This is a genomic window from Methylobacterium frigidaeris, assembly GCF_022179185.1.
Classification (GTDB): Bacteria; Pseudomonadota; Alphaproteobacteria; order Rhizobiales; family Beijerinckiaceae; genus Methylobacterium; species Methylobacterium frigidaeris.
Genome location: NZ_BPQJ01000004.1, coordinates 264,562 through 288,210 on the forward strand (window position 1 = coordinate 264,562; position 23,649 = coordinate 288,210).

25 protein-coding genes and 1 pseudogene are annotated in these 23,649 nt (G+C 71.0%); 10 read left to right on the top strand and 16 right to left on the bottom strand.

All coding sequences use genetic code 11. From position 1 onward, the window contains the following. Positions 1–29: 29 nt before the first annotated feature. Positions 30–521, bottom strand: a complete 492-nt coding sequence (gene accB / locus MFF64_RS06375; protein WP_238190097.1) for an acetyl-CoA carboxylase biotin carboxyl carrier protein — start codon at positions 519–521, stop codon at positions 30–32. A gap of 163 nt (positions 522–684) precedes the next feature. Then, positions 685–1,485, bottom strand: a complete 801-nt coding sequence (locus tag MFF64_RS06380; protein WP_099908108.1) for a DsbA family protein — start codon at positions 1,483–1,485, stop codon at positions 685–687. A gap of 237 nt (positions 1,486–1,722) precedes the next feature. On the opposite strand from MFF64_RS06380, the gene MFF64_RS06385 reads away from it, so the two are divergent. Together MFF64_RS06385 and MFF64_RS06390 are read left to right on the top strand one after the other, a co-directional pair. Next, positions 1,723–2,889 (top strand): aminotransferase class I/II-fold pyridoxal phosphate-dependent enzyme, encoded by a 1,167-nt coding sequence (locus MFF64_RS06385; protein ID WP_099908110.1) that lies wholly within the window; start codon positions 1,723–1,725, stop codon positions 2,887–2,889. 13 nt (positions 2,890–2,902) lie between these two features. Further along, complete coding sequence (locus MFF64_RS06390; protein WP_099908112.1) at positions 2,903–3,673, top strand: class I SAM-dependent methyltransferase; 771 nt, start codon at positions 2,903–2,905, stop codon at positions 3,671–3,673. 134 nt (positions 3,674–3,807) lie between these two features. Here the strand turns inward: MFF64_RS06390 and MFF64_RS06395 are convergent, their stop codons facing one another. Next, positions 3,808–4,413, bottom strand: coding sequence for a TetR/AcrR family transcriptional regulator (locus MFF64_RS06395; RefSeq protein ID WP_238190099.1), 606 nt, complete (start codon positions 4,411–4,413; stop codon positions 3,808–3,810). A 131-nt stretch (positions 4,414–4,544) separates the two neighbouring features. On the opposite strand from MFF64_RS06395, the gene MFF64_RS06400 reads away from it, so the two are divergent. After that, positions 4,545–4,955 carry a RidA family protein gene (locus MFF64_RS06400; RefSeq protein ID WP_099908114.1) on the top strand — a complete coding sequence of 137 codons (411 nt, stop codon included), beginning with the start codon at positions 4,545–4,547 and terminating at the stop codon, positions 4,953–4,955. A 130-nt stretch (positions 4,956–5,085) separates the two neighbouring features. Here the strand turns inward: MFF64_RS06400 and MFF64_RS06405 are convergent, their stop codons facing one another. From MFF64_RS06405 to MFF64_RS06435, 7 genes are all read right to left on the bottom strand, one after another. Next, the gene (locus MFF64_RS06405) at positions 5,086–6,126 is read right to left on the bottom strand and encodes a CobW family GTP-binding protein (RefSeq protein WP_099908116.1); all 1,041 of its coding nucleotides are present in this window, start codon (positions 6,124–6,126) and stop codon (positions 5,086–5,088) included. Further along, entirely contained in the window at positions 6,123–7,733 is a 1,611-nt protein-coding gene (locus tag MFF64_RS06410) for an amidohydrolase family protein (protein WP_238190102.1), read from the bottom strand. Before MFF64_RS06410 ends, MFF64_RS06405 begins: the two co-directional genes overlap by 4 nt. Positions 7,734–7,849: 116 nt before the next feature. Next, positions 7,850–8,677, bottom strand: coding sequence for an ABC transporter permease (locus MFF64_RS06415; protein WP_099905981.1), 828 nt, complete (start codon positions 8,675–8,677; stop codon positions 7,850–7,852). A 142-nt stretch (positions 8,678–8,819) separates the two neighbouring features. Continuing rightward, positions 8,820–9,857 (bottom strand): extracellular solute-binding protein, encoded by a 1,038-nt coding sequence (locus MFF64_RS06420; RefSeq protein ID WP_099905979.1) that lies wholly within the window; start codon positions 9,855–9,857, stop codon positions 8,820–8,822. Then, complete coding sequence (locus MFF64_RS06425; RefSeq protein WP_099905978.1) at positions 9,854–10,915, bottom strand: ABC transporter ATP-binding protein; 1,062 nt, start codon at positions 10,913–10,915, stop codon at positions 9,854–9,856. The genes MFF64_RS06420 and MFF64_RS06425 overlap by 4 nt, the downstream gene beginning before the upstream one ends. Then, a complete protein-coding gene (locus MFF64_RS06430) occupies positions 10,915–11,757 on the bottom strand; it encodes an ABC transporter permease (protein ID WP_099905983.1) in 843 nt (280 codons plus the stop codon). The genes MFF64_RS06425 and MFF64_RS06430 overlap by 1 nt, the downstream gene beginning before the upstream one ends. Before the next feature lie 152 nt (positions 11,758–11,909). Beyond that, complete coding sequence (locus MFF64_RS06435; protein WP_099905976.1) at positions 11,910–12,563, bottom strand: TetR/AcrR family transcriptional regulator; 654 nt, start codon at positions 12,561–12,563, stop codon at positions 11,910–11,912. A 130-nt stretch (positions 12,564–12,693) separates the two neighbouring features. On the opposite strand from MFF64_RS06435, the gene MFF64_RS06440 reads away from it, so the two are divergent. Next, complete coding sequence (locus MFF64_RS06440; RefSeq protein WP_238190104.1) at positions 12,694–13,938, top strand: metal-dependent hydrolase family protein; 1,245 nt, start codon at positions 12,694–12,696, stop codon at positions 13,936–13,938. Positions 13,939–13,982: 44 nt separating this feature from the next. Here the strand turns inward: MFF64_RS06440 and MFF64_RS06445 are convergent, their stop codons facing one another. After that, entirely contained in the window at positions 13,983–15,431 is a 1,449-nt protein-coding gene (locus MFF64_RS06445; protein WP_165795883.1) for an FAD/NAD(P)-binding protein, read from the bottom strand. 97 nt (positions 15,432–15,528) lie between these two features. Here MFF64_RS06445 and MFF64_RS06450 point away from each other — a divergent pair, with 97 nt between their 5' ends. The 3 genes and pseudogenes from MFF64_RS06450 to MFF64_RS06460 form a co-directional block, all read left to right on the top strand. Next, positions 15,529–16,161: a 2-hydroxychromene-2-carboxylate isomerase gene (locus MFF64_RS06450; protein ID WP_099908315.1), complete on the top strand. Its 633-nt coding sequence runs from the start codon at positions 15,529–15,531 to the stop codon at positions 16,159–16,161. A 142-nt stretch (positions 16,162–16,303) separates the two neighbouring features. Beyond that, a complete protein-coding gene (locus MFF64_RS06455) occupies positions 16,304–17,719 on the top strand; it encodes a M20 family metallopeptidase (RefSeq protein ID WP_099908318.1) in 1,416 nt (471 codons plus the stop codon). 101 nt (positions 17,720–17,820) lie between these two features. Further along, positions 17,821–18,090 (top strand): annotated as a pseudogene (locus tag MFF64_RS06460) (hypothetical protein); the annotation flags it as partial. Between the two features lie 108 nt (positions 18,091–18,198). On the opposite strand, the gene MFF64_RS06465 reads toward MFF64_RS06460, so the two are convergent. From MFF64_RS06465 to pyrF, 4 genes are all read right to left on the bottom strand, one after another. Next, complete coding sequence (locus tag MFF64_RS06465; protein WP_099908320.1) at positions 18,199–18,462, bottom strand: GNAT family N-acetyltransferase; 264 nt, start codon at positions 18,460–18,462, stop codon at positions 18,199–18,201. Between the two features lie 199 nt (positions 18,463–18,661). Continuing rightward, positions 18,662–18,865 (bottom strand): hypothetical protein, encoded by a 204-nt coding sequence (locus MFF64_RS06470; protein WP_099908323.1) that lies wholly within the window; start codon positions 18,863–18,865, stop codon positions 18,662–18,664. A 2-nt stretch (positions 18,866–18,867) separates the two neighbouring features. Continuing rightward, positions 18,868–19,179: a DUF1330 domain-containing protein gene (locus MFF64_RS06475; RefSeq protein ID WP_099908326.1), complete on the bottom strand. Its 312-nt coding sequence runs from the start codon at positions 19,177–19,179 to the stop codon at positions 18,868–18,870. 29 nt (positions 19,180–19,208) lie between these two features. Beyond that, positions 19,209–19,919: an orotidine-5'-phosphate decarboxylase gene (gene pyrF / locus MFF64_RS06480; protein WP_099908329.1), complete on the bottom strand. Its 711-nt coding sequence runs from the start codon at positions 19,917–19,919 to the stop codon at positions 19,209–19,211. A 176-nt stretch (positions 19,920–20,095) separates the two neighbouring features. Here pyrF and MFF64_RS06485 point away from each other — a divergent pair, with 176 nt between their 5' ends. Next, positions 20,096–20,473, top strand: coding sequence for a hypothetical protein (locus tag MFF64_RS06485; RefSeq protein WP_099908331.1), 378 nt, complete (start codon positions 20,096–20,098; stop codon positions 20,471–20,473). Between the two features lie 17 nt (positions 20,474–20,490). Here the strand turns inward: MFF64_RS06485 and MFF64_RS06490 are convergent, their stop codons facing one another. Continuing rightward, on the bottom strand, positions 20,491–21,354 hold the full coding sequence (locus MFF64_RS06490) for a S49 family peptidase (RefSeq protein WP_099908334.1): 864 nt from the start codon (positions 21,352–21,354) through the stop codon (positions 20,491–20,493). 332 nt (positions 21,355–21,686) lie between these two features. Here MFF64_RS06490 and MFF64_RS06495 point away from each other — a divergent pair, with 332 nt between their 5' ends. Continuing rightward, the gene (locus MFF64_RS06495; protein ID WP_238190106.1) at positions 21,687–21,992 is read left to right on the top strand and encodes a hypothetical protein; all 306 of its coding nucleotides are present in this window, start codon (positions 21,687–21,689) and stop codon (positions 21,990–21,992) included. Positions 21,993–22,514: 522 nt separating this feature from the next. After that, positions 22,515–23,648 carry an HD domain-containing phosphohydrolase gene (locus tag MFF64_RS06500; protein WP_099908336.1) on the top strand — a complete coding sequence of 378 codons (1,134 nt, stop codon included), beginning with the start codon at positions 22,515–22,517 and terminating at the stop codon, positions 23,646–23,648. Position 23,649 lies beyond the last annotated feature (1 nt).

The following is a 23,649-nucleotide window of genomic DNA, read 5'->3' on the forward strand; positions in this document are numbered from 1 at the left end:
GGCGCGCCAACGCTTCGTCCGCTGAGCGGTTACTCGATCAGCAGGAGGGGCTCGCCGAACTCGACCGGCTGACCGTCCTCGATGAAGATCGCCGTCACGGTGCCGGCGCGCGGCGCCACGATGTCGTTGAAGGTCTTCATCGCCTCGACGAGCAGCACCCGGGCGCCGCTCTCGACCCGCGAGCCGACCTCGACGAAGGCCTTCGCGTCCGGCGAGGGCTTGCGGTAGGCGGTGCCGACCATCGGCGAGAGCACCGCGCCGGGATGGGCGGCGAGCGCCTTCGGGTCGGCGTCGGCGGCGGGGACGGGCGCGGCGGCGGGGATCGCAGCGGCGGGCAGGGGCGGGGCGACGGCGGCCGCCACCGGGACCTGCACCTGCTGCACCACGCGCTCGCGGGCGACACGGATGCGCAGGTCGCCCTTCTCGACCTCGATCTCGCTGAGATCGGTCTCGGCGATCAGGGTCGCGAGCTCGCGAACGAGCTCGGGGTCGAAGGGATCATGCTTGTTGTTGGAGGGCACGGCGGGTCTTCGGCAATCGTGATGGGGGCGGGGGTTGGCCCGCCGGGACCCGCATCTCGGACGACGCGGGGGCGTCTTCGTGTCCGGCGGGCGATCGGCGGGCCTCATAGACCATGCGGCCGGCGCGCGATAGGGGCGCCGGTTTCGACTGGCAAGGGCGACGTCAGCAGGTGGCGTGGCCGCACTGGCGCATGCCGGCCACGGTCTTGCGGATCGGCTCGACGCCGACGGCGCCCGGGATGATCTCGTCGCCGATGATGAAGGCCGGGGTGCCCGACAGGCCGAGCTTGTCGCCCAGACCCACATTCTCCTGCAGCGCCGCCTGGACCTCGGGGGCCTGCATGTCCTTCTGCAGCCTGGCGATGTCGAGGCCCATCTCCTTGGCCACCGCGATCGCCCGCTCGCCGTTCACCCGGCCGCGGCTCTCGAGCAGGCGGGTGTGGTAGTCGAACAGCTTGTCGCCCTTGAGCTGCTGCTTGGCGGCGAGCGCCACCTTGCTGGCCTCCAGCGAATCGGGGCCGAGCACGGGGAAGTCGCGCAGCACGACCTTCAGCTTCGGGTCGCCCTTGATCAGGGTCTGCAGGTCGGTGAGCGCCCGCTTGCAGTAGCCGCAATTGTAATCGAAGAACTCGACGACCGTGACGTCGCCGTTCGGGTTGCCGGCGACGAAGCCGTGCGGCGAGTTGTGCAGGGTGTCGCGGGTCTCCTTGAGGGCGCTGGCCTGGGCGACCTTCTGGGCCTCCTGCTGGCGCTTCTCCAGCTCGGCCATCGCCTCCTGCAGCACCTCCGGATTCTTGAGCAGGTAGTCGCGCACGACGCCCTCGATCGCCTGGCGCTGGGCGTCGCTCATCGGTGCGCTCGGTGCCGCCGGCGTGGTCGTCGGCGACTGGGCCTGGGTCGGGGCGGCCGCGGCGACGAGGCCCGCGACGGCGAGGGCGGGCAGAAGGCGGGGCAGGGGCAGCATCGTCGTCCTCATCGGGGTCGTCCACCGTCGGTGGCACGCGAACCTGGCGCGCTCCTTGACTCGCCGGTTAGGCGGTTTCGCGGCGGGCTTGTCAAATCACGCCTGCGCCCGCCGCGGGGCGCAATCTCCGGCGAATCCCGCTATGTGCGGGGGCGCACCCGCTCCCATGATCCAAGCCCGTGATCGAAGGCTGGGGCCGGGCGCGCGCAAGATCCAAGGAACCAGTCAAGGTCCGTCATGTCCGATCCCGCTTCCCTCGTCTCCCGCCGCGCCGCCCGCGTCGCGCCCTTCCTGGCGATGGACGTGCTCGCCGCCGCGGCCCGGCGGGAGCGGCAGGGCGACAGCGTGGTGCATATGGAGGTCGGCCAGCCCTCGGCGCCTGCTCCCCGCCCGGCCATCGCGGCGGCGCAGGCGGCGCTGGCCTCGGGCCGCATTCCCTATACCGAGGCGCTCGGCATCGCCCCCTTGCGCGAGCGCATCGCCCGTCACTACGCCGAGGCCTACGGCGTCGCGGTGGCGCCGGAGCGGGTCGTCGTCACCACCGGCTCGTCGGCGGGCTTCGTGCTCGCCTTCTTGAGCCTGTTCGATGCCGGCGGGCGGGTGGCGATCGCGGCACCCGGCTATCCGGCCTACCGCTCGGTGCTCCAGGCCGTCGACCTCGAGCCGGTGGGCCTGACCCTGCGGGCCGAGGACGGCTTCGTGCCGACGGCTGCCGCCCTGTACGCCGCCCACGAGGCCGCGCCGCTCTCGGGCCTGCTGGTGATGAGCCCGGCCAATCCCTCCGGCACGATGATCGATGCCGCCGGTCTGCACTCCCTGGCGCAGGCCTGCCGCGCGCTGAACCTGCGCTTCATCTCGGACGAGATCTATCACGGCCTGACCTACGGCGTGCCGGCGGCGACGGCCCTCGCGGTCGATCCCGAGGCGATCGTGATCAACTCGTTCTCCAAGTACTATTGCATGACCGGCTGGCGCATCGGCTGGATGGTGGTGCCGGAAGCCCTGGTTCGGCCGATCGAGCGGCTGGCGCAGAACCTCTACATCTCGGCGCCCTACCTGTCGCAGGTGGCCGCGCTCGCCGCCTTCGAGGCGACCGAGGAGCTGGAGGCGGTGAAGGCCGATTACGCCCGGGCCCGCGCGCTCCTTTTGAACGAGCTGCCAAGCATCGGCCTCGGCGACGTGCACCCGGCCGACGGCGCCTTCTACCTCTATGCCGACGTCGCCCGGCTCACCAACGACTCGATCGGCTTCTGCCGCCGGATGCTCGACGAGGCCGGCGTCGCGGCCACACCGGGCCTCGACTTCGACCCGGAGGCCGGCGCCCACCACCTACGCCTGTCCTTCGCCGGCGGCGAGGTCGAGGCGCGGGAGGCGGTGCTGCGGCTGAAGGGCTGGCTTCGTTGACCGGAGGGCGCCGATGAGCGATCTGCACCCTGCCGCCGCGGGCGGCTTCGCGGCCGGGGCCGAGACCTATGCCCGGGGCCGGCCCGACTACCCGGCGGCCCTCGGCAACTGGCTGCGCGACGTCCTCCGTCTCGGGCCCGGCCGGACGGTGGCCGATCTCGGCGCCGGCACCGGCAAGTTCACCCGCCTCCTCGCCGCCACCGGCGCGGACGTGACCGCGATCGAGCCGGTCGACGCCATGCGGGCGCAGCTCGCCGCGTCGCTCCCCGGCGTGACGGCGAGGCCCGGCTCCGCCGAGGCGATGCCGCTGGCGGATGGACGCCTCGATGCCCTGGTCTGCGCCCAGGCCTTCCACTGGTTCTCGACCCCGGCGGCTCTGGCCGAGATCCGCCGGGTGCTGCGGATCGGCGGCCGCCTCGGTCTCGTCTGGAATGTCCGCGACGAGGCGGCACCCTGGGTCGCGGAGCTCACGGGGATCATGAACGCCCACGAGGGCGATGCGCCGCGCTACCATACGGGGGCGTGGCGGGCCCTGTTCCCGGCTGAGGGCTTCGGACCCCTGCACGAGGAGGCTTTCCCGCACGGCCACACCGGCACCCCGGAGCAGGTGATCCTCGACCGCACCCTGTCGGTGAGCTTCATCGCGGCGCTGCCGGAGGCGGAGCGGGCGCGGGTGGCGCAGGACGTGCACCACCTGATCGCCCGCACGCCGGATCTCGCCGGGCGGGACGAGGTGACGTTTCCGTATCGGACGCATGTCCATTGGTGCGAGCGCGTCTCGTGAGAGCGCCGACGCAGCGCCGGTGACGAGATCGCGTCGATCCGGAAGCGGAGATCGCCGCCGGTTTGCCCCGTCCTGACCCGGTCACTCTCGTCGTCGGTCACGAGGAGGGGGGATAGAAGGCGCGAGGTTTCGGATCACGTCGAAATCGTGCGGTCGTTCGAAGACTCCTGACCGCGGGCCGAGGCCAGACCCTCGGCGAGCCGCTGGAACGCGTCGAGCGCCTTGCCCAAGGTGGCCTCCGGCTCCTGCGATGCCGCGACCCAGAGAGCGGCGTGGAGCGAGGCGCCGTTGAGGAGCCGCGCGGCGGCTTCCGCGTCCACCGGCGGGATCGCCCCCTCCGCGACGAGGTTCCGGATGCGCCGGGTCGTCTCGGCGAGGCAGGCATTCTGGCTCGGCCACAGCGAGGGATCGCCCAGCACCGCCGGGCCGTCGAGGAGCAGGATGCGCTGGATCTCCGGCTCGAGCGCCATCTCGATATAGGCCCGGTACTCGTCGAGGAGACCGCGCCAGGGACTCGAAGCCCGCTCGCCGACCGCGCGCAGGCGCTCCGCCATCTCGGCATCGATCTGGTCGATGACCGCCTGGAGCAGCCCCTTCTTGTCGCCGAAATTGTGGTAGAGCGCGCCCCGCGTCAGCCCGGCTCCGGCGGTCAGCTCGTCCATCGAGGCCCCCGCATAGCCCTTCTCCGCGAAGGCCTCCCGGGCCGCCCGGACGAGCTTTCCCTTCGTCTCCTCCATCATCTGCGCGCGTCGTCCGGCCACCCTGCCCACCCTTCTCGGCATACGGCGCGTATGCGAATTGACATGCACCGCGTATCCGTGCTCTCTCACATACGTCCCGTATATCAATACGGGCACCAAGGGAGCAATCCATGGCGCAGGCTCTATCAAGGCGCGACGCGGTGTTTCCGCCCGGCCGGCAGGCCCTCTACGACAAGCACCGCTACTCCGCGGCGATCCGCTCCGGCGACCTGCTGTTCGTCTCAGGCCAGGTCGGCAGCCGTGAGGACGGCTCGCCGGAGCCCGATTTCGAGGCGCAGGTCGCGCTGGCCTTCGCCCGGCTCGCGGCGGTGCTGGAGGCGGCGGGCTGCACCTTCGACGACGTGGTCGACGTGACGACCTTCCACACCGACCCGGCGGCGCAGTTCGACACGGTGATGCGGGTGCGCGATCGCGTGATCGGCGAGGCGCCGTATCCGAACTGGACGGCGGTCGGGGTCACCTGGCTCGCCGGCTTCGACTTCGAGATCAAGGTGATCGCGCGCATCCCGGGCGCCGCCTGACCGCGGGATCAGGGAAACCCGGTCCGCATTGCGCGTCTGATCCCGGGCTCTCGCCTTCGGCGAAATCCAGGACGACCCGGTAGGTGCGAGAAACGTGGGTTCGAGCGACGAGTGCCCGTCCATCAGCGTCTCAAGCCCGCACCGTCTCGGCGCGCGGCACCCCGGCGCCCGCCCGCATGAACGGGGTGTCCGGGATCCGCGGCGCGAACCGGAACAGCCCGGCGGGCGCCACGCCTTCCAGTTCGCCCGCCGCGAGATCGCGGGCGATCACCACCACGAACGAGGCCGCGTCCTCGCCGGGCCTGCCGAAGGGCCGCGGGCGCGAGAACAGCGTGCCGACGCTCTCGACCAGCACGGGACGGTCCGATTCGACGACCCGTACCAGGCCCTTGAGGCGCAGCAGGCGCTCGCCGAGATGGCCGGCGAGGTTGTCGAGCCAGGCCGCCAGATCGTCGTAGGGGAGGGCGGCGACGGGTCGGGCGAGCCAGACCGCGACGCGGGGATGGGCGCCGGCGGGTTCCGCCCGCAGGAGCGCCGGATCGAGGCCAGCGCCGGGCAGCGGCGCGAAGGCCGCCGCGACGGCGGCGGAGCGGTCGGAAGCGGCCACGATCTCGGCGAGCGGGTTCAAGCCCGCGACCTCGGCCCTGGCCTGCGCGAGGCGGCCAAGCGGCGCGGCGTCGAGCTTGGTCAGGACGATGCGGTGCGCCGCGGCCCATTGCGCCGCGGCCTCCTCGATGGCGGTCGTCCCAGGGCCGCGGAGCGCATCGTAGGTGGCGACGACCGAGACCCGCATCGGGAAACCGGCGAGGCTCGCGAGCTGGCGCAGGACCGGGCCGGGCTTCGACAGGCCGCTCGTCTCCAGCACGATCCGGCGCAACGGGCCCGACGCCTCCGGCCGCTCGGCGGCGAGCAGGGCCTCGACGGTGCGGGCGAGATCGCTCGTCATCTGGCAGCAGACGCAGCCATTGGCCAGCATGGTCATCGGCACGTCCAGGGAGACCTGATCTGCGCTCTCGCGCAGGATCAGCCCGTCGAGGCCGATCTCGCCGGCCTCGTTGACGATGACCGCGGTGTCCGCCGCCTCGGGGAGAGCCAGGTAATCGCGCAGGAGCGAGGTCTTGCCCGAGCCGAGGAAGCCGGTGAGGACGACGAAGTCGAGGCTGTCGGTCACGGCGCCGCCTGATCGGTTCCGGTGTACTTGGCCGGCACCGCCTCGTCCCAGGTCGCCTTGACCAGCTCGCGCACGTCGGCGAGCAGCTCGGCGGTGTCGTAGATCACCCCGTCCTTGATCGTGTATTTCAGGCCCCGGTGCCAGGTGGCGCCATTCGTCGCCTCGTCGAGGCGCAAGGCCCCGGTGCCGTAGAGCAGCTTGAAGTCGGTGAGCGGGTTGTGGTCGTGGACCAGCAGGTCGGCGCGCTTGCCGACCTCGACCGTGCCGATCTCGTCCTCGAGCCCGCACAGGGCCGCACCCTGCGAGGTCGCGGCGCGCACCACTTCCAGCGGGTGGAAGCCCGCCTCCTGCAACAGCTCCAGCTCGCGGATGTAGCCAAAGCCGAAGATCTGGTAGATGAAGCCCGAATCCGAGCCGGCGCAGACCCGGCCGCCCCGATTCTTGTACTCGTTGATGAAAGCCATCCAGAGCCGGTAGTTCTCCTTCCACTCGATCTCGTTCTGGGTCGACCAGCGATACCAGTACGAGCCGTGGCCGCCGCGCTGCGGCGTGAAGTAGTCCCACATCGACTTCCAGGTGTACTCCTTGTGCCAGTCGGCCTGGCGCGCCCGCATCAGGTCGCGGTTGGCGTCGTAGATCGTGAAGGTCGGCACGAAGGTGAAGCCGAGCTCCAGGAACCGCTCCAGGGTCTCGTTCCACTTCCTCGATCCGGGCTCAGCGCCCTGGCGGAACATCTGGCCGGAGACCGAGAAGCGGAAATACTCGTCGTTGTAGTCGTAATCGAGCGGAAAGTTCTGCACCACCCGGTCCTCGAACAGCGCCTCGGGCAGGCCGTAATAGTGTTCGGCGCTGGTGAGGCCCCAGCCGGCGGTGGTGAGCGCGTTCATCCGGGTCACCGCCATCTGGGCGTGGTGGCAGCCGGACTTGAGCCCGAGCTTGCGGCACTCGTCGAGGGCCGCCTCCATGATGGCGGGCGGTGCGCCGAAGAACTTCACCCCGTCGGCGCCGCGCTCCTTGAGCTTCCGCAGCCATACCCGCCCTTCCTCGGGGGTGTGGATCAGCTTCAGCATGTCGTTGACGGCCGGGAAGTAGCTGTAGGCCAAGAGGCGCGGCGCCGCGATCTCGTTGGCTTCCGAGCGCCTCTTCTGGTCGAGCATCCAGTCGAGGCCGTTGAACGAGCCCATCTCGCGCACGGTGGTGACGCCGTGGGCGAGCCAGAGCTTGTAGACATACTCGACCGGCGGCACCCAGCCGTTGGCGGCGTGGTAGGCGACGCCCGCATGGGCGTGGCAATCAACGAAGCCGGGCGTCACCCACTTAGCCCGGCAATCGATCTCGTGGTCGCCGGGCGCGGGCCGGTTGGCGTTGGTCGCGAGGTTGCCGGTGACCTTCTTGAGCTGCACGATGCGGCCGTTCTCGACCACGATGTCGGTCGGGCCGATCGGCGGTGCGCCGGTGCCGTCGATGACGGTCGCGGCCCGCAGCACGAGACGCTTGTGCGGCCCGATCCCGCGGTCGCGGGAGGTCGACGGGACCAGGGGCGGCTGGCCGGCCTTGGCCCGCTCGGCGGCGAGTTCGTTGCCCGCCGGGATGGTGGCGTCGCTCATGATGTCCTCCCGTATTCTTGTTCGTCCTATGCATCATTCGCCGAAGTGGTCACCGGTTCGGCGGCTGAAATGATGCAAGACAAAAAGCTGAGCAGAATTGCCTCGTGCGATTATGCTCAGCGGGCGTAGCGGCGGCCGAGGAGCGCGGTGCCGAGAACTGTAAGCACCAGGGTCGCGGCGAGCAGGATGAAGGCGAGGGCGGCACCGAACGGCCAGTTCATGCCCTTCGAGAACTGGTCGTAGACGGCGGGCGCCATCATCTTGAACTGCGAGCCGCCGAGCAGCACCGCGGTGGCGTAGGTGTTCATGCACAGGATGAAGACGAGGACGCAGCCCGCCACCGTGCCGGGGAGCGCCAGCGGCCACACCACCCGGCGGAACACCGTGAAGGCGCCGGCGCCGAGATTGGCCGCCGCCTCCTCGACCGCCCGCGGGATGCTCTCGATCACCGAGGACAGGGTCAGGATCATGTAGGGCAGGACCACCGCGATCGTGCCGACCGCGACCGCGCCCGGGGTGTAGATGAGCTGAAGCGGCTGCGAGGTGATGTGCAGGCCGCGCAGGGTCGCGTTGATGAGCCCGTCATTGCCGAGGAGCCCGAGCCAGCCGGCCGCCCGCACGACGTTGCCGACGAGGAGCGGGATCAGGGTCAGGACGATGACGAGGCTCTTCCAGCGGCTCTCCATCCGGGCGAGCCGGTAGGCCGCCGGGAAGCCGAGCGCCAGGGTCAGGGCCGTGCAGGTGAAGGCCATGACGAGCGTCGTGCCCATCACGCCGCGGTAATACGGGTCGGCCAGGGCGTTGAGGTAGTTCTGCGCCGTCGTCGCCTCGATCATCAGCTGCGTGGCGCTGTACTGGTTGAGCGAGATGCGCGCGAGCAGCACCATCGGACCGACCAGCAGCGCGGCGACGACGAGAACGGCCGGCAGGATGAGGGCGAACACGGCGGACCTTTGCCTGGGAGCCTGTTGAAGTGTCGGGAAGGCGGGCTCGGCGCCCATCTCCCCATTGCACAGGGTCATCCCGGGCTCCCGCTGCACGGCCCCGGAATGACGTGGAGGATGGACTGTCGGTCGATCCGACAGCTTACCCCTTGAACTCCTTGTTCCAGAAGTCCGTGAACGCCGCCTGCTGCTGCTGCATCGTCGCGTAGTCGAGGGGGCGGAGCTTGGCCTGCTGGGCCTCCGTCAGGCTGATCTGCTGGGCCAGATCCTCCGGGAGCTTGGCGTCCTTGACGGTCGGCACGTAGCCCATCTTCTGGGCGAAGGCGACCTGCGCCTTCGGGTCGAGCATGGCGTTCAGGTACTTGAAGGCGCTGTCCTTGGCCCGCGAGTTCTTCGGCACGCCGGCCTCGAACAGGATCGGCAGCGCGCCCTCCTCCGGCACCGCCATCGCGACCGGGATGCCGGCCTGCTTCCACATGAAGCCGCGGGCGAGCCACATCAGCGAGATCCACACCTCCTCGGACTTGAGGGCGGCGGCCAGGGTCTCGTTGGACGGGTAGACCTTCGGCGAGAGCGCCTTCAGGTCCATGAGCGCCGCCTTGCCCTTGGTGAAGTCGGTGGGGGTGCCGCCGGCCCCGATATTGGCGCCGGCCATGTTGAAGGGGGCGAGGATGTCGGAGAAGCCGACCCGGCCCTTGTATTTGGGGTCGAAGATGTCGGCGTAGCGGGTCGGCGGGGTCGTGACCTTGCTCGGGTTGTAGAGCACGACGAGCGCCGAGTAGATGTGCGGGATCGAGTGCGGCTTGCGGAAGACGTCGATCACCTCCGACAGGCGCGGCACCTCGGCGGTGGGCACGGTCTCCAGCACGCCGAGCTGGCTCAGCATGTAGCTGTCGATGTCGTTGATGCAGGCCACGTCCATGCTGGCGCGCCGGCTGGTCCGCTCGGCGATCAGCTTGGTGCGGCGCGGATCCTGGTTGGCGATGTCCTGCGACACCTCGATGCCCTGCGGCTTCATCAGCGGAACGTCGATGTTCTGCTGGAGCAGCGCGCCGTAATCGCCGCCCCAGGTGCCGACGACGATCGAGGCGGACTGGGCCCGGGCCGGGAACGTGCCGGCGAGGCCGAGGGCGGCGCTGCCGGCCAGGCTGCGGGCCATGAGGGTGCGACGGGTGATCATCGGGCGGGGCTCTCTGCTGCGGGGATGACGCGGGCCGCGTCGGGGGCCCAGGTGATGCGGACGGGATCGCCGGCGGCGAGGCGGCGGCGGGGATCGTCAGCCAAAGGAGTCGACGTCACCGCGACGATCGCCTCGCCGGCCAGCTCCAGGTGATACTCGGTGCGGGCGCCGAGATACGTCACGGCCCGGAGCCGGCCGGTGCCGCCAGGATCGGGCGCGACCTCGATCCGCTCGGGCCGGATCGCCAGGAGGCCGCTCCTGGCGGTCGCGTCGGGCGCGCAGGGCACGGCGGCGCCGCTCGCCAGGCGAAACACGTCGGCGCCCTCGCGCGCGCCGTCGAGCAGGTTGCAGCGCCCGACGAAGCCGGCGACGAAGGTGTTGGCCGGGCGCTCGTAGAGATCTTCGGCGCTGCCGACCTGGAGCACGCGGCCGTGCTCCATCACCACCAGCCGGTCGGCCATGGCCAGAGCCTCGTCCTGGTCGTGGGTGACCATCAGGGTGGTGAGGCCCAGCCGCTTCTGCAATTCGCGGATCTCGAGCCCGACCTCGGAGCGCAGCTTCGCGTCGAGGTTCGACAGCGGCTCGTCGAGGAGGAAGACTGCCGGGCTCACCACCAGCGCGCGGGCCAGCGCCACGCGCTGCTGCTGCCCGCCGGAGAGCTGGCGCGGCAGCCGGTCGGCGAGGGCGTCGAGTCGCACCAGCCGCAGGGCCTCGGCGATGCGCCGGTCGCGCTCCGCTCTGGCGACCTTCCGCATCTCCAGCCCGAAGCCGACATTGTCGGCGACGCTCATATGCGGGAACAGCGCGTAGGACTGGAACACCATGCCGGTGTCGCGACTGTGCGGCGGCAGCCGCGTCACGTCGCGCCCGCCGATCACGACGCGGCCGGATGTGGGCTCGATGAAGCCCGCGACCATCCGGAGCGTCGTGGTCTTGCCGCAGCCGGAGGGGCCGAGGAGGGCCACGAGCTCGCCCTGGGGGATGTCGAGGTCGACGCCGGCGACGGCCGTCGCCTCGCCGTAGCGCTTGGTGACGCCGTCGAGGAGAAGGGTGCCCATCAGACGATCCGCGACAGCTTCACGAAGCGGTCGGTGACCAGCATCAGAATCGTCACCATGACGATCTGCGCGGTCGCGACGGCGGCCAGGGTCGGGTCCATTCGGAATTCCAGGTAGCTCAGCATGGCGACGGGCAGCGTGGTGCGCCCGGGGCCGACGAGGAGGAGGTTGAGTTCGAGATTCTCGAAGCTCGCCACGAACGAGAACAGGGCGGCGGCGACGATGCCGGGCCGCAGCATCGGCAGGGTGATGCGGCGGAACACCGTGAACGGCCGGGCGCCGAGATTGGCCGCCGCCTCCTCAGCGGCACGGTCGAGCCCGGCGAGGCTCGCGGTGACGAGGCGCACCGTCCAGGGAATGGTGATCAGGACGTTGGCGGCGACGAGGCCGCCGAGGGTCGCCTTGATGTCCATGTCGAGCCAGTCCTCGGCCCGCAGGGTGAACATGTAGAGTGCCGAGCCCGCGACGATCGCCGGCACCGCCAGCGGGGCCAGCAGGAAGGTGTTGATGAGCCCGCTGCCCGGGATCCTGGCCCGCACCAGAGCAAGAGCCGCGGCGGTGCCGAGGGGCACGCCGATCGCGGTGGCGGCGAGGGCGATCTGGAGCGAGGTGAGGAAGCCCCGGGCGAAGTCGCGCTGCGCCCAGGCGTTGAGGTACCATCGCAGGGTGAGGCCGTCCGGCGGGAAGCTGACGATCTCCTGATCGAAGACCGAGGTCACCACCACCATCACGATCGGCGCGAACACGACCGCGTAGGCGAGGATGACGGTCGCCAGGACGGCGAGGCGGCCGAGCCGGGCCGAGAGGCCGGGACCAGCGGGGGAGAGGGAGGCGACGCTCATGCGGTTCACGAATTCAGCTCGGACGGCTGTCTGACAGCTGACCTATTTGTAAGACAGGTATCAGGCCTGCTGGCAAGACAGGTGCTCGACCCGTTGGCAAGACCGGTGCCAAGACAGGTGCCGAGTGTCGAGTCGTTCAGGTGCCGAGCCGTTCACGCCACCGCCTCGCGGAAGCGCGGGCCGGCGAAGGCGGCATCGCCCGCCGGGCCGCTGATGAGCTGCGGCAGCACCGCCTTCCAGGCTTCGATCAGGTCGCGAAAGTAGTCGGGATCCGGCCGCAGCACCGTCTGCACGCCCATGCCGCGCATCAGGTTAACGGTGAGGTTGAGGATGATCCGGGCCTCCCGCGGCGGCCGGGACTCGGAATCGCAGAACTCGACCCAGATCGCGTCGAGGGCGGCGTGGAAGCGCTGCACGACCGGGATCAGGCTCTCGCGCAGGGCCGCATCGGTGCGGGCCTCGTTGATCAGCTCCAGCGAGAGATGGAAGAACCGGCCCGAGAAGAGCGGCCACAGGAAGTCGACGAAGTCGGCGAGCGGCAGCGCGCCCGAGCGCACGTCCTGCGACACCGACCTGATTTCGGCGGTGCCGTCGGCGAGGAGGGTTTCCAGCGCCGCGCGCACCAGATCGGCCCGGCTCGGGAAGTGGTGCAGCAGCGCCCCGCGGGAGACCTGCGCCCGCTCGGCGATCTGGTGCGTCGTCGCGGCGTGGTAGCCGACGGCGTGAATCTCGTCGATCGTGGCGCGTACCAGCCGCTCGCGGGTCGCGAGGCTGCGCGCCTGGGGCTGCCGTCCGGTCTGTGTCACCGGTCCTCCGGGGTTTGCCGCCTGATAAAAAAACAAGCTTGCCTGTTTTTTTATCGCTGTCCAGTGTGCCGCTCGAATCCCCGCGCGCCCCGGCGTCCGGGTCCGCCTCGAAACCGAAGGGATCACCCGCATGAGCGCCGACCTCGTCCTGTTCCGCAACGCCAGGATCCTCGATGGCACCCACGACACCGCGCTCGACGGACACGACGTGCTGGTCGAGGGCGGCACCATCCGGGAGGTCTCGGACCGGCCACTGACCGCGTCCTCCGCCCGCGTCATCGATCTCGCCGGGCGCACGCTGATGCCGGGCCTGATCGACTGCCACGTCCACGTCATCGCGACGATTCCCGACCTCGGCGCCAATGCCGACCTGCCGGATTCCCTGGTGGCCCTGCGGACCGCGAAGATCATGCGCGGGATGCTGATGCGCGGCTTCACCACCGTGCGCGACCTCGGCGGCGCCGACCACGGGCTGGTGATGGCGGTGCGCGAGGGGCTGATCGACGGCCCGCGCCTCGTGATCTGCGGCAAGGCCCTGTCGCAGACCGGCGGCCACACCGATTACCGCGGCCGCTACCACGCCCGGGACGTCGGCCACTACGCCACCAAGCTCGGCGCGATGGGCCGGGTCTGCGACGGGGTCGACGCGGTGCGCCGGGTGGCGCGCGAGGAGATCAAGGCCGGGGCCGACTTCATCAAGATCATGGCCAATGGCGGCGTCTCCTCGCCGACCGACCCGATCGCGTTCCTGGGCTACTCGGTGGACGAGCTGCGGGCGATCGTCGAGGAGGCGAACAACGCCCAGACCTACGTCGCCGCCCATCTCTACACCGACGCGGCGATCCGCCGGGCGGTCGAGTGCGGGGTGATCTCGGTCGAGCACGGCAACCTCGTGACTCCTGAGACCGCGCGGCTGATCCGCGACAAGGGCGCCTACGTGGTGCCGACCAATGTCACCTTCGACGCACTCGCCAAGGAGGGCGCCTCCCTCGGCCTGCCGCCGGCCTCGGTGGCCAAGATCGAGGACGTGCGCGAAGCGGGGCTCGCCGCCCTCGAGACCCTGCGCGACGCCGGCGTGATGATGGCCTACGGCACCGATCTCCTCGGCGAGATGCACCGCCACCAGTCGGAGGAATTCGTGATCCGCGGCCGCTGCCTGCCGGCGATCGAGGTGATCCGCTCGGCCACGGTCAACGCCGCCAAGGTCGTGCGCCTGGAGGGCAAGGCCGGCGTGGTGGCGCCGGGCGCCTTCGCCGACCTGATCGTGGTTGACGGCGACCCGCTCTCCGACCTCTCGCTCCTCACCGGCCAGGGCCGGCATATGCGGGCGATCATGATCGACGGGCGTTTCGTGAAGGACGACCTGGCGGCGTGAGATTCCGCGACCGCCGAACGGGACCGTTCGGCGGTGCCGCGGCCTCATTCGGCGGTGGGTGACGGCGACGATCGTCCCTCCCGCGGCACGAAGAACGGCGTCGGCGCCAGCTCGGCATCCTCGTGCGCCATCATGCGGGGGAGATGCGCATCGGCCTGCGAGACGAAGAGATCGCGCACCAGCGCCTGGGCCAGCCGCGTCGCCCCGATGCCGAGGCCCGGGATGTCGCCGGCGAGCGCGCCGTGGCTGAGGGTGACGCCCCAGTTGAAGACGTGCAGCCGATTGAGCTCAGGGAGTTGACCGGGCACCCGCTCCAGCATCTGCATGCCGTCGCCGAGATAGGGGAAGCGCGCCGCCTCCGGATTCGTCTCGGCCTCCGCCGGGGAGACCCGCTCGCCCCAGGTCAGCACCGCGTCGCGAAACGCGTCCAGCTCCGGCCGCCGGGTCAGGTCGACGTCGAAGCCGACCGCCACCACGGCGGCGTCGACCGGGTAGCGCCCCTTCGCGGTCTCGATCACCAGGCCGTCCGGCCGCTCCTCGATCCCGCTCCAGCCCTCGCCGAAGCGCACCGCGAAGTTCGGGTGGCGGGTGCAGCGCAGGACCGATTCATGCGGCGGCGGCGTGCCCTCGCCCATCATGTATGCCGTGAAGGCCCAGCGCCTGGCATCGTCGAGGGCGGCGTAGCCGCGCAGGAAGCCCGGGAAGGCGGCCCATTTCGACTTGTTGACCTGCGGGAAGTGCGAGCGGCGCACGAACAGCGTCACCGCCGCGGCGCCGGCCTCCAGTGCCGTGGCGGCGTTGTCGATCGCGGAGGCCGAGGCGCCGAGCACCGCGACCCGGCCGCCGCGAAAGCGCGCGAAATCGATCGGGTCGGAGGAGTGGAACAGGCGCCCCTTCCCGCCCGCCGCGAAGGGCGGCATCCGTCGTCCGCCCGAGCCGTCGCGGCCGCAGGCCAGCACCACCTTGCGGGCATAGACCGTCTCGGGGCCGCCGGGCCCCTCGATCGCCGCACCGATCAGCCCGCCCGCCGGCCACAGCCGCGCGAGACGGGTGTCGTTCTCCACCGGCACGCCGACTGTGTCGCGCACGAACAGCAGGTAGCGCAGCCAGTCGAGGCGCGGGATCTTATAGAGATCGTTCCACCCGCCTTCCCCTCCTTGCGCCTCCCACCAGGCCCGGAAGGTGAGGGAGGGGATGCCGAGGTCCGGACCCGTGAGGTGCTTGGGCGAGCGCAGCGTCTCCATCCGGGCGAAGGTGCCCCAAGGTCCCTCCGCTCCCCGGGGCGCCTGGTCGATCACCCGGATGTTCGACACGCCCTCGCGCAGGAGCGCGAAGGCGGCGGTCTGGCCGCACATCCCGGCCCCGACCACCAGCACGTCGAGGGCGGGGCGCCCGTCCGGTCCGTCCACCGGCAGGGTCCAGGGGGCGGGCGGGTGGTTCAGGCGGGCGAGGTCGCGCCGCACCTCGGTGGCGAGGGCTGTCAGACCCTTCACGGCCGCGCTCTCCTGGTGGATATCCGTGCCCGTCCCGTCCAATGCGATCCCGTCCAATGCGATCCCGTCCATGCCGATCCCTTCTTGGAGGCCCCCGATGATCGAATTGTCCTGCTTCTACAGCCTGTCCTCGCCCTGGGCCTATCTCGGCGGGCCGAAGCTCCAGGACATCGTGCGCCGCCACCGCGCCCGGCTGGTGCTCAAGCCCTTCGACTTCCAGGAGGTGGTGCCGAAGACCGGCGGCGTGCCGATCCGGACCCGGCCGCAGCCGCGACGCGATTATCATGCCGTCGAGCTCGCCCGCTGGCGCGACTATCTCGGCCTGCCGCTCAATGTGACGCCCCGTCACTACCCGATGCAGAACCCGGTGCCGAACTGGAACAAGCACGCCGGCTGGACCGTGATCGCCGCTCAAGCTGCGGGCCTGGACGCCTTCCTGCTCTCGCACGCGATCCTGCGCGCGCTCTGGGCCGAGGAGCGCGACATCGCGGATGCGGGCGTGCGGCGGGCCATCGCGGATGAGAACGGGTTCGACGGCGCCGCCCTGGTGGCCGCCGAAAGCAGCGAGCCCGTCCAGGCGGAGTACCGCCGCAACGGCGAGGAGGCGGAGCGCCTCGGCGTGTTCGGCTCGCCCACCATCGTGCTCGACGGCGAATTGTTCTGGGGCCAGGACCGGCTCGACTTCGTCGACCGGGCGCTGGCGCGGCGGCAGGCCCCCGCCGGGAATTGAAGTCCCCGCCAGGGATTGAACGTGTCCGCCAAGCGCTAACCCCGCGCAGCCCTGAGCTGAGCCGGACGCATGGCGCTCGGCCTCCATCATGCGACAAGGAGCGGGGGCCAGACACGAACAAGGCCCCGATGCGCGAGGAAACATGCACAACAGCGAGGCGATCTGGCGGCACGTCGAGGAGCACGCGGCGGCGCTCGTCGCCCTCTCCGACCGGGTCTGGGAGATGCCGGAGCTCAACTTCCAGGAGGTGCGCTCGGCCGCCGAGCACACCGCGATGCTCCGCGCCCAGGGCTTCCGGGTGACGGAAGGGATCGGCGGCATCCCGACCGCCATGATGGGCGAGGCGGGGGAGGGCGGTCCGGTCATCGCGATCCTGGGCGAGTACGACGCGCTGCCGGGCCTGAGCCAGGAGGCGGGCGTGGCCGAGCACCGGCCCCGGCCGGGCGAGGGTGCCGGCCACGGCTGCGGCCACAATCTGCTCGGCGCCGGCGCGCTGCTCGCGGCCACCGCCGTCAAGGACTGGCTCGCGGCGGAAGGTCGTCCGGGCCGCGTGCGCTATTACGGCTGCCCGGCCGAGGAGGGCGGGGCGGCCAAGACCTTCATGGTGCGCGACGGCGTCTTCTCCGACGTCGACGTGGCGATCACCTGGCATCCGGGCCCGTTCGTCTCGATCTGGGAGCCGGTCTCGCTGGCGATCCAGCTCCTCGACTTCACCTTCGCCGGCAAGGCCTCCCACGCGGCGGCCGCCCCGCATCTCGGGCGCTCGGCCCTCGACGCGGTCGAGCTGATGAATGTCGGCGTGAACTACCTGCGCGAGCACATGCCGAGCGACGCGCGGGTGCACTACGCCTATCTCGATGCCGGCGGCATCGCCCCGAACGTCGTCCAGGCCGGCGCCACCGTGCGCTACCTCGTGCGCGCCGCCGATCTCCCCGGCCTCCTCGACCTCGCGGCCCGGGTGGAGAAGATCGCGCGAGGCGCCGCCCTGATGACCGAGACCCAGGTGGCGAGCCGGGTGGTGAGCGCGATGTCGAACCTCCTGGCGAACCCGCCGCTGGAGCAGGCGCTGCACGCCAACCTCACGCGCCTCGGCCCCCCGCCCTTCGACGCCGAGGACCGTGCCTTCGCCGAGGCGATCCGGGCGACGCTGACCCGCGAGGACATCGTCTCGGCCCATCGCCGCTTCGGCGTGCCGGTGACGGATGCGCCGCTCTGCGACACGATCGTGCCGCTCGGCGCGAAGGGCGAGCGGATGATGGGGTCGACCGATGTCGGCGACGTGAGCTGGGCTGTGCCGACGGTGCAGGCCCGCGGCGCCACCTACGCCATCGGCACGCCCGGCCATTCCTGGCAGATGACGGCCCAGGGCAAGACCCCGGCGGCGCACAAGGGCATGATCCACGTCGCCAAGGCGATGGCCGGCACGGCCGTGGACGTGCTGCGCGACCCCGACCTGCTCGCCCGCGCCAAGGCCGACCATGCCGAGCGGCTGGCCCGTACGCCCTATGTCAGCCCGCTACCGGCGGGGCTTGCTCCGCCGCTCGACATGGCGGGGTGACCGTCCCGACGCTTACCCTGACGTCAGGCACGGGGTGATCTCGCGCGACCGCCCCGTGGTGCCGTCGCTGGCTCGCGTCGAGGATCCCATGAACAAACCAAATGCCAGGTTCGACGCGAAGAAGGATCCGAGGCACCTCTACACGGCGCCGGTCGGCGGGATTTCGTCTCCGGCGCCTGTGCCGAGGCCGCTCTGGGCGGGCCCGTGCGACGAAGGACCTGCCGGCCCTGGACCGGCTCCGCTGCGCCGCCCTGGAGGAGGGACGCTGCGTTCAGACGCTCCATGTCGGGCCCTACGACGCCGAAGGCCCGATCCTGCGGGCGCTTCACGACGACTACCTGCCCGCCCACGGCCTGCGGAAGGCGGGGCTTCACCATGAGATCTACTTGAGCAATTCGCGCCGGACGGCGGCGGCGAAGCTCCGGACGATCCTGCGCCAGCCCGTCGCGCCGGCCAGCGAGAGACGATCGCGCCGCGGGTCAGGCCAGCAGGTCGCGATGCTCGCGGTGGCGGCGCAGCCACGCCGCCGCGTAGCCGCAGAGCGGCCGGATGCGCGTGCCCTCCGCCCGGGCAGTCTCGGCCACGCCCAGCATCAGCCGGTCGGCGGTGCCGGTGCCGCGTAGGCGCGGGGGCGCGTAGACGTACGAGATGACGAGGGTGCCGGGCTGGCGACGGTAATCGGCGTAGGCGACCTCGCCGTTCACCTCGAGCTCGAACCGGCTCCGCTCCGGGTTGTCGCGCATGGGGGCTTGTCCGGGGTTGCGGGCAGTGAGGGGGAAAGGGGTGGGGGCCGAGGTGGTTCCAGGATGCGCCGGCGCCGGGATCATCGACTGCCGGATCAATCCACGGCGTCGACACCCTCCGCGTCATCCCGGGATGACCCTGTGCGGTGGGATCGTCGGCATCGACCCCACGTCCCTGCTTTCGCGATCGAACGAAACGTCACTCCTCCGGCACCAGCCGCCCGGCAAATGTCAGGCACAGGCACAAAGCCCCGAGCACGAACTCCCAGCGGCGGATGTCGCCGCCGATCGAGGCCACCACCGCTTGGCCGATCAGCACCACACCGACGAGCGGCGGCACGACCGTAAGGGCGAGGCGCAAGACCTTGCGCCAGCCCCAACTCGAGGAGCCGCTCGCCGCCACGATCAGCCCTCGCCCGGCTGCGGCCCGTCGTACCCCTCGATCACGATGAGGTCGATCTCGGCGCCGCCCTCCTGCTTGGCACGCGCGGCCTGGTACTCGGGCGAGTTCCAGCAGGCGAGCGCCTGGTCGTAGCTCGGGAACTCGATCACCACGTTGCGGGCGCGGCTCGACCCGCTCACCGCCTCGAAGCTGCCGCCGCGCACCAGGAAGCGCCCGCCGAACTTGGCGAAGGCCGCGCCGTTGGCCGCGACGTAATTCTTGTAGGCCTCCGGATTCGAGACGTCGACGCGGCCGACCCAGTATCCCTTCGCCATCGCAATCCTCCCTGTGCTGTCGAGGTGTTCTAGAGCGCCGTCGCCATCTCGTCGACGATGCGCCGCGCCACGTCGCGGGGGTCGGCGGCGGCGGTGATGGGTCTGCCGACGACGACGTGGTCCACGCCGGCGCGCATCGCCTCGGCGGGGGTCACGACCCGCTTCTGATCGCCGATCTCGGCACCCGTCGGCCGGATGCCGGGCGTGACGATCAGCCGGTCGGGTCCGATCACCGCCCGCACCTGCGCGGCCTCGGCCGCCGAGCAGACGATGCCGTCGATGCCGATCGCCTTGGCGGCGGCGGCCCGTACCGCGACGAGGTCGGCGACGGAGAGCGCGTAGCCGGCCTCGCGCGCATCCGCGTCGTCGTAGGAGGTGAGCACCGTGACGCCTAGGATCTTCAAGCCGCTCCCCGCCTTGTCGCGCCCGCTCGCCGCCGCCCGCATGGTCTGCGGATAGGCGTGCACCGTCAGGAAGGTGGCCCCGATCCCGGCGAGCGACTGCACGCCCTCCTCGACGGTGTTGCCGATGTCGTGGAGCTTGAGGTCGAGGAAGACCTTGTGGCCGCCCCGCACCAGCCGCTCGGCCAGGCCGAGGCCGCCGGCATAGCCGAGGCGGTAGCCGATCTTGTAGAAGCTCGCGGCGTCGCCGATCCGCGCGATCAGGCGCTCGGCCTCGTCGGTGCTCGCCATGTCGAGGGCGACGATCAGGCGGTCGCGGGGGCTGATGGGCTCGGGCACGGGACCTCCGTCACGCAAAAGTTCGGTTCGCACCCCATCACGGCAGTGCGGCCTGGAATCAAGCCCGGCCCGTCCCGCTGCCCGGTGACGGCGCGGGCGCCGCTCCGCCGCGGGTTGCCGAACGCGGCCCGGAGCGACACCTAGAGCCCACGAAGCCGCGAGGGAGCAGGCCCCGGATGCGCAGCCTGTTCGTCCTGATGTCCATCGCGGTCGCGCTCGGCTTCGTGGTCAGCGGGCTCATCAACAGCCTCGACGACCGGGCGCTCGCCCGGAGCGAGCGCGAGGCGACGAGGCGGGTCGGCGTCGCGGTGTCGGACTACGCCCGCCGGCTCGGCCTGTCGCAGGACTGGGTCGCCTATTGCCGGGCCGAGACCCGGCGCAAGCTCGCCACCTACCCGAAGGACGGCTCGATCCCGTTCGGCCTGCGTTACTCTAACGCCGGCACCGAGGAGGTCGAGCGGGCGATCCGCGAGCGCGAGACCTACGAGCGCCAGGACCAGATCCTGTGCCTGGCGCAGTTGCCGGCGAGCCTGCGCGACCAGCCCGCGCCGTAAGGACTTGCAAGGATGGCCTACAACCCGTAGCGGGCGAAGGCCGCGCGCTCGTCGAGGGCGGCCAGCGCGCCCTCGATCGCCGCGAGGCCGACCGCCCCCGGCTCGCGCCGGCGCAGCAGCCGCGCGAGGAGGCCGCCGCGGACCTGCTCGACGACGGGCAGCCGCACATTGTCGCCGAAGCGGGCGCGCAGCACCGAGCGAACGTCGCCGTGGCCGTCGACGAGGCCGAGCGCCAGGCCCTGGCGGCCGGTCCAGACCGCGCCGGAGAAGAGCTCGTCGGGATCGCCCTTGAGGCCGGGCCGGCGGCTCCGGACCAGCTCGGTGAACATCGCCTGCACGTCGGCCTGGATGGTCTTCAGGCGCGCGACGTCGTCCGGGTTCTCGGGCCGGAACGGGTCGAGCATCGCCTTGGACTTGCCGGCGGTGTGGACCCGGCGCTCGACGCCGAGGCGCTCGATCAGCCCGGTGAAGCCGAAACCCGCCGAGACCACCCCGATCGAGCCGACGAGGGAGGAGGGATCGCAGTGGATCTCGTCGCCCGCGCAGGCGATCATGTAGCCGCCGGAGGCCGCGACGTCCTCCACGAAGGCGAGGACCGGCACCCCGGCCTCGGCGGCGAGTGCCCGGATGCGGCGGAAGATCAGGTGCGACTGCGCCGCCGAGCCGCCGGGCGAGTTGATGACGAGGGCCACCGCCCGGATCCCCTTCATGCCGAAGGCCCGCTCCAGCGCCGGGGCGCAGGCGCCGAGCGAGAGGCCGGCCCGCAGGGGCGAGACCGCCCCGATGGCGCCGCTCAGGCGCACGACCGGCACCACCGGATGGCGGCGGGCGAGAGCGTCGGGCAGGAGGGCACGCAGGGCGGTGAAGGGCCGGAACGGCATGGCGGGGCGGGGTCTCCGGTGGGGACCCCGACAGGTAGGCGGAGCTTGCGGCCCCGGCAAGCGAGCCCGCGGCCGCAGGCTCCGGCCGGAATCCCGCGCGCCGCAAGACAGGTCCGGGCGGGCCGGGCCATTTGGGCAGGTCAAGTCGACCGCAAGTTTTTCGCCGGCGTCGATTGAAGCGGGGCCGGGTGCATCTAGATGATCCGCCAGCGCCCCTCGGACGTCCGGCGGGCGTCCCGCCGATCCGTCACCGGCGGGAGCGAGCCTCGTTGCCACTCTGAAGCCGGGGCGCCGGCGGTGAGCGCCGCGCCGTCCGAGGGAGACCGACACCCATGCGTGCCCTTCGATGGATCAGCCTGGTCCTGACCCTGCTCGTTGCAGGGCTCGGCCTCGGCACCAGCCGCAGCTCGGCCGCCGCCCTGCCGAGCGCCGGCGCCCTCGCGGCCGAGGCGAGCGCCGCTGCGCCCCTGGTCGACAAGGCCTATTATTATCGGCGCTACTACCGCTACCGCCCGTATCGTCGGTATTATGGCTACCGCCCCTATCGTCGCTACTACTATCGTCCGTATTACCGCCGGTACTATCGGCCCTATTACCGGCCGTATCGCCGGGTCTACGGCCCGCGCTTCTACTTCTAGCCCGGGCTCCGCGCGACGCCCTCCTCCTCGGAGATGCCCCCGGTACGAGCGACCGGGCGGCTTCCGCCGCCGGTCCGCACGCCGCGCACCCTGCCAAAAAGATCCCATCGCCTACCATGGCGACGGGATGCCGACCCGCCGCATGGTCGGTGGGACAACTCCCGGCGGCGCCGGCCTGCGTGAACGCAGATTGTCTATTCCAGAGTATTCGCGACGTCGTAAAAGGCTGCCGAGAGCGTTTTTCGTCCATGAGGCGACGCCAACCGGGCGGCCCTGTTCCGATCTCGTCGGCTCGTACAACACCCCGAGGCGCGAACGGCCGAACCTAATCGCCATGGCGGCGCGACCTCGACCTCGGATCCTTGGTTTCCACATGGTTGTTTACTGGTGGTTAAGTTTGAAATGCCCATTCTCGCCTGAGACAGAAACCGAACCCTGGTTTCGAGATCGGGGAGCTTTCCGGCTCCCCTGCCGCGGGATCCGCCCCAAGGCCGGACGTCGTGCGCCGCGGGAGAAAGGCAGATGGACGTACTCGTCGTCGATGACAGCCAGACGGTGCTGACCCGGTTGAAGCGGCTGCTGGAACAGGACCGGCAGGCGGTCACGTCGATCTTCCGGAATCCGCTCCTGGCGCTCGACGAGGCGCGGATGCGCGCCTTCGACCTCGTGCTGGTCGACTACAACATGCCCGAGATGGACGGCGCGGCGGTCATCCGCCATCTGCGGGCGATCGAGCACTACGCCCAGGTGCCGATCGTGATGATCACCAGCGAGGTGAGCGACGCGATCCGCCTCGCCGCCCTCGATGCCGGCGCCACCGACTTCCTCGACAAGCGCATCGGCCGCGTCGAGCTCCAGGTCCGGCTGCGCAACCTGGTGCGGCTGGCCACCGCCGTGCGCCGCCTCGACGACCAGGCCTCCTGGCTCGCCGGCGAGGTCGAGAAGGCGGTGCGCACCCTGCGCGAGCGCGAGGCCGAGATCATCTTCCGCCTCTCGCTGGCGGTGGAATACCGGGACAACGACACCGGCGATCACACCTGGCGCGTGGCCCGCTACAGCCAGATCATGGCCGAGGCCCTGGGGCTCGACCCGGATCTCTGCCGTCGCGTCTACCTGGCGTCCCCGCTCCACGACGTCGGCAAGGTGGCGATCCCCGACGGCGTGCTGCTCAAGCCCGGCCGCCTCGACGAGGAGGAGTTCGCGCTGATCCGCACCCATGCGGCGATCGGCAAGCGCATCCTAGGCGGCAGCACCTGCGAGCTGATCGGCCTCGCGGCGGAGATCGCCGAATCCCACCACGAGCGCTGGGACGGCGGCGGCTATCCCGCCGGCCTGTCCGGCGAGGCGATTCCGCTCGCCGCCCGGATCGTCGCCGTCGCCGACGTGTTCGACGCGCTGACCACCGAGCGTCCCTACAAGGCGGCGATGCCCCTCGCCGAGGCGCGGGCCTGCATCGAGGCGGAGAGCGGCCACCACTTCGACCCGGCCTGCGTCGCCGCCTTCCTGTCGCGCTGGGACGACATCGTGACGGTCGGCGCCAGCGCCTCGGCGCGCCTGCGCGACATCCCGTTCCGGATCGAGCCCTGGGCCCGGGTGCCGTCCCTCCCCCGGGAGGTGCCAGCGGGGGCTGCGCTGCGCGCGGACGAGGCGGCCTGAG